This window comes from Frankia nepalensis, from assembly GCF_016786325.1.
GTDB lineage: Bacteria > Actinomycetota > Actinomycetes > Frankiales > Frankiaceae > Pseudofrankia > Pseudofrankia nepalensis.
Map to the genome: position 1 here is coordinate 1 of NZ_JADWYU010000075.1, position 7,676 is coordinate 7,676.

Here is a 7,676-nt window from a genome sequence, read left to right on the forward strand (position 1 = left end):
CCCCACCCCCTCGACCACGGCGCCGACCTGCACCGCGATCACCCTGACCCCCAGCAGCCTCACCGCGACGATCAGCGCCACCACCCTCGACCTCACCGGCCGCTACACCACCACGAACACCCCGACCACCAACGAGACCGTCGCCCTCCACGTCGACGCCCGCGACAGCACCAGCCGGCTGGTGGCCCAGGCGGACACCACCCTGCCCACCCGGCCCTCGACCGACGCGGCCCTGCTCGCCCGTCTCCCGCTCGACCGGCTCATCTCCCCCGGCCAGACCACGACCATCACCCTCACCCTGACAGCCACCCCACCCGGCTGCCCCCCGACGATCGCGGCCACCGTCGTCGTCACCGGCGTCACCCACCCGGACACAGCCACACCGACCCCCGACACCACCACCTCGACCAGGCCACTCTCCTAGCCGCCCCCGCGAGCCGGCCACCCCCGACGACGCAAGATGGCCAGGTGCCGGCGCAGGACACGTCGCCCCCGACGGCAGCTCCTTGCGTCCCGCCTCGGCCCGGCTCAACGCGGCGCCCGTCGAGCGCACACTGGTCCGGTGACGGAGCGAAGGATCTCGGTGCTGAGCATGCAGCCCCGAACCCACAACCTGCTTCGTGAACGCGCGGGCCGCCGCTGGCCTGAGGATCGGCCTCGGCCCACTCTGACGGTGCTCGACCTCTGCATCGACGGGACGTCGCTTCTCGACAAGGTGCTCGGACGGTTGCCTGGCTTCCCGCTCGTCTCCCCCTTCTGGGTGGCCACGCAACTGGTGCCCTGGCACGCTGAAGCACTGCTGGGCCTGCGGCCGGACGACGTGCACGAGTCGACACCGCCCGGGCACGTCGCGCTCTTCAATCGCCGACCTGAACACCCAGGCCGCCGACGCGAGCCGCGGCGGTGCCCGGACCGCCGAAGGCCTCCTGAACACCATCTCGGTCCGCGTCTACCTCCATCAGAACCCCGAGAACGTCGCCCGACTCCTCGCCGATATGGGCCTCACCCACCGCCAAGCGGCACTACTCGACCGACTCCCACCCTTCACCGCCCTCTGGCAGGTCGGCGCCCGCACCGCACCGGTCGACCATCACCTCACCCTCGACGAATGGCTCTTCGCCGGCACCGACACCGCTATGACCACCGGAACCTGACCTACCAGCGATCACCTGGGCACGCCCGGCCAGAAGGTGGAAGACAGCGTCCGTCTCACCTCAGGCCGGCAGGTCGCGGCATCCTGCCGGCGAATCTGACGACACCGTCGCGTGGAGGGCTCGCCGCACCGCCGTCAGAATAGTCGAGGCCAAAGAGACTCGGCGCGTTGAAAGGCAGCAGATATTCCGCCCAGTACACACCGGAACAATGGAGAGCAATCCTGGACCGTGCAGGTGCCCCGATTTGGGTAAAGTCGGCGCGTGCCAGTCGACTTGAGCACCTCTACCGACCTCGCCGACCGCGCCCGATCCGCCCTCGCGCGCGCTGGCGCAGTGCCGTCCGAGTGGAAGATGGACTCGGCTGATCGGGTCGACTGGGCGGTGGCTCGGTTCGACGGCGGTGACCACGCCGGTGCCGCCGTGGATTTGGCGGCATGCCTGGACGGCTGGCTACCGGATGAGTTCGCCGAAGCGGCGCCTCGAATCCTTACCGGCGAGCAGGCTGTGCAGGTCGCGACCGCCGCACTCGGCGGCGAGCACCCGTACCGTCCGTTCGCAAGCGGGCGCAACGGCCCCGAGGACGCGGTCGCCGGGATGCTCGCACGCCTCGTGGCCGGCAACCCGGACGCGGAGGCGGCTCTGCTTCGGGCCGTGCTGATGATCCGGCCGGACGAGTACCGCGGCTCCCCCCATCGGGCCGCGCGCATCTCGGCGGTGTTCGCGGCACTTGCCGAAGCGCACATCGGTGAGCCCGGGTATCTCGACCGCTGGTCGGCGCTGCTGGACGGGGACGACCAGCCCTGCCTCGCCGCGGCAGCCGCCCTGTTGGGACCCCTCGGCCTCGCGGAGACTGACCGGCGCTGCGGAACCGTCAGGGATGTCGATGGTGAGCGGCTTGTCGCCGCGTTCGTCGCGGCAGACCGGTTCGACGACGCGCTCACGCTGGCGACCCGGCTCGGCCCGAGTCAGCAGCAGCTCGCGCTGCTGACGCTGGCGACGCCGGGGCTCACCCCGAAGCGGGCAAAGGCGCTCGTGGCCGCGTTCCGGAAGTGCCCGAAGGGGGACCGTAGCCGCGACATACAGATGATCTACCATCACCGATTCGCCCGGCTGTTCCTGGCACTGGAGCGAGTCGATGATGCGCTTGTCATCCTGAGCCGGCTACGGGACGGCCGCATCTCGGGATACGGGCCGGACCCGCTTGCCCTTGAGGTGCTGCGCTGGCTTGACGGCCGGCGAGAGGCGGCGACTCCAGAGCGGCTCCGCGCCGTGCTGGACGTACTGGCCAGCCCAGGCAACATCCACCAGCTTGCCGCCGTCGTCGCGGACGTCGTACCGCTCGCGCATGCCCTGGCTGACGAGCAGCTGCGCACCGAGATTGTCGACGTGTACGTGCCGCGGCTGCGGGCGCGCCTGCGGGACACGGGGTCGCGGGAGCTGCTGGCCGACGCCGGGCTCGGCGCCGTGATCATCGAAACGGGCGACGCCACCGCGCTCGACCCGGTGTACGCGCGGGCCGCCGGCAAGCGAACCGACTCGCGGGTGAGCCTGGTGCTGGCCCAGCTGGCCGGCCGCACCAGGCTGGCGACACGGGATCGCGAGCTGTTCACCCGTCTGGTGACAGCCACCTTGTGGCGAGGTTCCTGGTGGATCGCCGACGCGCTGCTACCGGCCCTCGATGCCGAGGCTCGCGCGGTCGTGCCGGACGCTGTGGCGGCAGTGCCCGCCGACCGCCGCCGCCAGGTCGTCGCCATTGCGCGCTTCGCCGAGCGGGTCGCCGATTCCGCTCTACTCGCCGCCATGCTCGACGCGGCACCAGATGCTGAAAGTACGCGGCGGGTGGCCGGCCGCGCCGCGATGGTGCTGGCCCGCCACGGCGAGTTGCCCGACGCGCTGGACGTCGCGCGCCGCTGCGGCCTGGTCAGGAAAGAGCCGAGGTAACTGTGTCCCAGACGGCCCAGGCCATCGGCAGCGCAGGTCCTGGCCGATAGTGCCTGGCTGGCGACGCGGCGTCCTGACCCGCGGCGCGGTTCCCTGGCTGGCGGCATGGCCCGGGTGCCGGGGCTTGCGCAAGCCCCGGCGCCCCGTCGACGCGGTAGGTGCTGTTGGCCTTGCACGGCTCGCCGAGTAGTCCTGACCTGGGCGGATGCCCTTCGCGATGGCCTCGGGGGTGGCCGTCGCGAGGGCCTCCGGGAGGGCGTTCGCGAGGACGGCGGATGCGCGAGGGCCTTGGCGATGGCCCTCGCGAGGGCCGGCCGGATGCCGCCGGTCCGGACCGTGGCGTGTCATGTCGATGCGCAACGGGCCGGACGCCGGCCCTCAGGTGTTCGTGCCGCGGTCGCCGGTGCTGCGGCGATGGCAGGACGAGTGGGAACGGTGGGCCGAAGGATCTGAAGCGGCCGCGGGCCTGGCCCGCTGGTCGACCGACCCGGTGCTGGCCGCGCATACCGGATCGGTCGCGGTGCTGCTCGCCTCGGCCGGCCGGGACCTGGCGGTGCCCGTCGCCGCGGCGGATCGGGTGCTGGCCGGGCTGGTGCGCTGGGCGGTGGCGGGGGATCTGGCGGCGGCGCGGGTGGTGTTGGAGCGGGTCGTCCCGGCGCTGACCGCGGCGGCGTGGCGCTCCTGCCGGCATCGGCGGGCGGCGTTCGGCGAGGTGTTCGCCGAGCTGGTCGGGGCGGCGTGGATCCGGATCCGCTGCTACCCGCTGGAGCGCCGCCCGGCCAAGGTGGCGGCGAACCTGGTCCACGACGCCGTCGCCCCGGTGTGCGGCTACACCCCGGCCCTGCGGCGGCGGACCGTTCCCGCCGGTCTCCTCCCGCACGCCCTCACGCAGCCGGAACGCGACGCCGTGCCCGGCCTACGACACCGCCCGCGGCTGACGACGGCTACCAGGCCCGCGGCCGACGGCGACGCCTCCACGACGGCCAGGGAAGGCGGCGCGCCGCGCGGCGCGCTGGCCGAGCTGTTCACCGTGCTGGTGGACGGCCGCACCGCCGGGGTGCCGGCCGAGCGGCTGCGGGTGCTGGCCGAGCTGGGTCTTGTCGGGCTGTCGCCGGCGGAGCTGGCCGCCCGTGACGGGGTGACGCCGCGCGCGGTACGCGCGCGCCGCGACGCGGCGGTCGGGGCGCTGCGCGCCGCGCTGCTGCCCGCCGGGGTGTCGTCGTGAGCGCGCGGTCGTCCGCGGCGGCGCCGGTGCCGGCCGAGGCGCTGGTGCTGGGCGGCGCCGCGATGGCCGGGGCGTCGGCGGTGGCGGTGTGGTGGGGCGCGCAGCTGGCCGCCCTGCTGTTCGGTGACCACCGCTGGTTGCCGATCGGGGCACGTGACACGTTCCTGGCGCTGCCTGGCCTGGTCGCCCATCCCGCCCGGCCGGCTGACGCCTGGCCGGCGGCGGTCGCCGCGCGGCTGCCCGGGGCGGCGGGCTACTGGGCGGCCTCCGCGGTGCCGATCGCCGTGGCCGTGGCCGCGATCGCGGTCCTGCTGGCGGTGACGAGCCGCCGGGTTGGAGTGGAACGGCGGCGGCGCATGGGCCTGGACCCGGAGGCCCGGTTCGCCCGGCTGCGCGATCTCGCGCCGCTGCTCGTCGCCGGCCCGGCCGCCGGCCGGCTCGTGCTGGGTCGTGTGACGGCCGGCGGCCGGTCGCGGCTGGTGGCGACCGAGGACGCCGCGCGGCCGTTGGGCGACGCCGTGCCGCGCCGGCTGCGCCGGCCCGCTGCCCGGCGGCGGTCGGACCGGGGGGCGGTGCTCGCGCTCGGGCCGACGCGCTGCGGCAAGACCGCCGCCCTCGCCGTTCCCGCGATCCTGGAGTGGGAGGGGCCGCTGATCGCGGTGTCGGTCAAGACCGACCTGCTCGGCGCGACCGAGGCCCGGCGGCGCGCGCTGGGCGAGGTGCGGGTGTTCGACCCGGCCGGCGCCACCGACCAGAGCTCGGCGGGCTGGTCTCCGCTGGCGGTGTCGCGGCGGCTGGCGGGGGCGCGGCGTGCCGCCCGGTCGGTCGCGGCCGCCACCGACTGGAACAGCGGCGGCTCCGGGGACATGGCGTTCTGGACGTCGGCGGGCGAGGACCTCGTCGGCCTGCTGTTCTGGCTCGCGGCCCAGGCCGGGCTGGGCATGGACAGCGTCGTGGGCTGGATCACCAGGCAGGACCAGAAGACGGTCCTGAGCCTGGCCAGCACGTTCGCGCGCCACCTTGACCCCGACGTCGCCGCCGAGGGCCGCCAGGTCCACGAGGCGCTGACCGCGGTGTGGGGGTCGGACGCCCGCCAGCTGTCCTCGTACTTTCTGGTGGCGCGGCAGATGATCCGGCCCTGGCAGGAGCCGTCGGTCGCGCGCAGCGCCGTCCCCGTCCCCGGCGCGCGGATCGACCTGGACTGGCTGCTGGGCACCACCGCCACGGCGGCGGCCGGCGGCGCGTTCAGCGCGCCGTGGTGGGCGCTCCCCGACGGCGGCGCGTTCCCGCAGGGTGATCTTGACGGCGACGCGGGCTGGGGCGCCGGCTCCGACGGCGCGCTGTTCGCGCCAGACGCCGCCCGGCCTGGTCCGGACGCGCGCCGGATCGGCGCGGCGGACCGGCGCGCGACCGACGCCGAGCATGCGGACACCGCCGGCGCGAGGCGCGCCTTGGCGCGGTGGTGGCTTCGGGCGCGCCGGACGCGGCGCGCCGACCCGGCGCCCGTTCCCGTCACGGGCCCGGTGAACAGCCTGTATCTGTGCGCGGACCTGGACGACGCCGAACGGCTCGCGCCGGTGCTCGGCGGGCTGGTCGACGAGCTGCTGCGGGAGATCTACGCCCGGGTCGGCCGGACCGGGGTGGCGTTGGACCCGCCGCTGCTGGTCGTGATCGACGAGGCCGGGAACTGGCCGATGCGGTCGTTGCCGTCGCGGATCTCGACCTGCGCCGGCCTGGGCGTCGTGCTGATGCTGCTGTACCAGTCGAAGGCGCAGATCGACGCGGCCTACGGCCCGAAGGCAGACATCGTCGTGTCCAACGCGCCGACGAAGGTCTTCTTCTCCGGCCTGTCGGACCGGTCCAGCCTCGACTACGCCGCGTCCCTGCTCGGCCAGGAGCATGTCGCCGCCCGTTCCATGTCCGCGGACACGGGCCTGACCGCCGGCGGGCGGACGGGGATGTCCGAGCAGCCGACCCGGCTGGAGCTTCTGCCGGCCGCGCTGCTGCGCCAGGTCGCGCCCGGCGAGGCGCTGCTCATCCACCGCACCCTGCCGCCGATCCATCTGCGGGGCCGCTACTGGTTCCGCGACCCCGGCCTGCGCCGCCTCGCCGCCGGCACGGGCGACACCAAGGCCGAGGCCGAAGCCGCGCGACACAGGCCGAGGGTGCGCGGCTGGTGGCGGCGCCGGCCGGCCCCGCGGAGCCGTCGATGATCGCGATCTCGAGGCCCGCCACTCCCACCGCTCCTGGAAGGCCGGACCGGTCCGGCGGCGACGGGCGGGGCGGCCCGCAGTATGTCGACGCCGGTTCCTATCCGCTGTGTGTCCAGGTCCCGGCTGACTGGTGGCGTCTCCACCCGGTCACCGCCGGCCCGCTCGGCCCGCCGGCCGGCGGCGCCACGCCGCCGCCGGCCGGCACCGAATCACCAGGCCTGGCACCATGACCAGCCCTCGCCCCGCCCCACCCTCGGCCCCACGGGCACCGGCCCGGCCGCCCAGGCCCGTTGACCCCGCGCTGGTCAGCTGCCGGCTCCACACCTCCGGCCTCCTGCTCGACGTCCCGATCAGCCCACCACCCGGCGGCCACACCCGCGTCCTGACCTACTGGCCCGACGCCACCAGCCCCACCGGCTGGGCCCACGAACTGTGGCGCCCCGGCCCCTCGAACCGCGGCTTCCAGGTCCCGCCGGTCACCGAACTCGGTGACCTGATCGCCGTCGCCACCTTCACCACCCGCACCGTCACCACCCCGCCACCGGCGACCGGCCGACGGGTGGGCGTCGTTCGACGCGTCGAACCCGAACGACAGGTCCGCGAACTCTGGCACGCCACCTGGTACGGCTACCTGCACGCCGCCGACCGCCACGCGCTCATCCTGCACGGCCCGTTCCCCACCCTCGCCGAAGCCCACGGCGCCTCCCAGCAGGCCCAGCTGCGCGCCGCCCTGCGCACCGACCACCCGACCGGGCCGCACAAGGCGCCGACCAGCCGCGACGGCCCGCCGGTCCCGGTCGTGCCCGCCGAACCACCCGTCACCGTCTCCGTCGCCTACCACGGCCCGAACGCCGTCGTCGGCGCTCCCGGCCACGGCTGGCTCCTGGTCCCCACCGACCAGTTCCACGCCGCCCTCGCCCTGCCCGCCCACCACCTCCACCAGCGGCTCGGCCCCCACGTCGCCGATCTGGCCCCCGACACCCCGCCGGCCGTCCTCGCCGCTCTCGCCGCCCGCCACACCCCCGACCAGCTCCCCGACATCTGCCTCCCACCCCGGCCCGACACCCCACCCACCCCGCACCTGGCCGACCCCCCGACCCCGCAGCCAGACCCACCCCCGACCAGCGAACCGCCGCACCACCC

General features: G+C 75.0%; 4 protein-coding genes and 1 pseudogene. All 5 read left to right on the top strand.

Annotation, left to right across the window (positions count from 1 at the left end; genetic code table 11):
• Positions 1-424, top strand: a pseudogene (locus I6A81_RS03205) (murein transglycosylase); the annotation flags it as partial.
• Between the two features lie 991 nt (positions 425-1,415).
• Positions 1,416-3,095 (top strand): hypothetical protein, encoded by a 1,680-nt coding sequence (locus I6A81_RS03210; protein WP_203006128.1) that lies wholly within the window; start codon positions 1,416-1,418, stop codon positions 3,093-3,095.
• 346 nt (positions 3,096-3,441) lie between these two features.
• Entirely contained in the window at positions 3,442-4,320 is an 879-nt protein-coding gene (locus tag I6A81_RS03215; protein WP_203006127.1) for a hypothetical protein, read from the top strand.
• A complete protein-coding gene (locus tag I6A81_RS42950; RefSeq protein ID WP_407661239.1) occupies positions 4,317-6,533 on the top strand; it encodes a type IV secretory system conjugative DNA transfer family protein in 2,217 nt (738 codons plus the stop codon). The genes I6A81_RS03215 and I6A81_RS42950 overlap by 4 nt, the downstream gene beginning before the upstream one ends.
• 226 nt (positions 6,534-6,759) lie before the next feature.
• Positions 6,760-7,676: hypothetical protein (locus I6A81_RS03225; RefSeq protein WP_203010089.1), on the top strand; the 917-nt coding region annotated here is incomplete at its 3' end.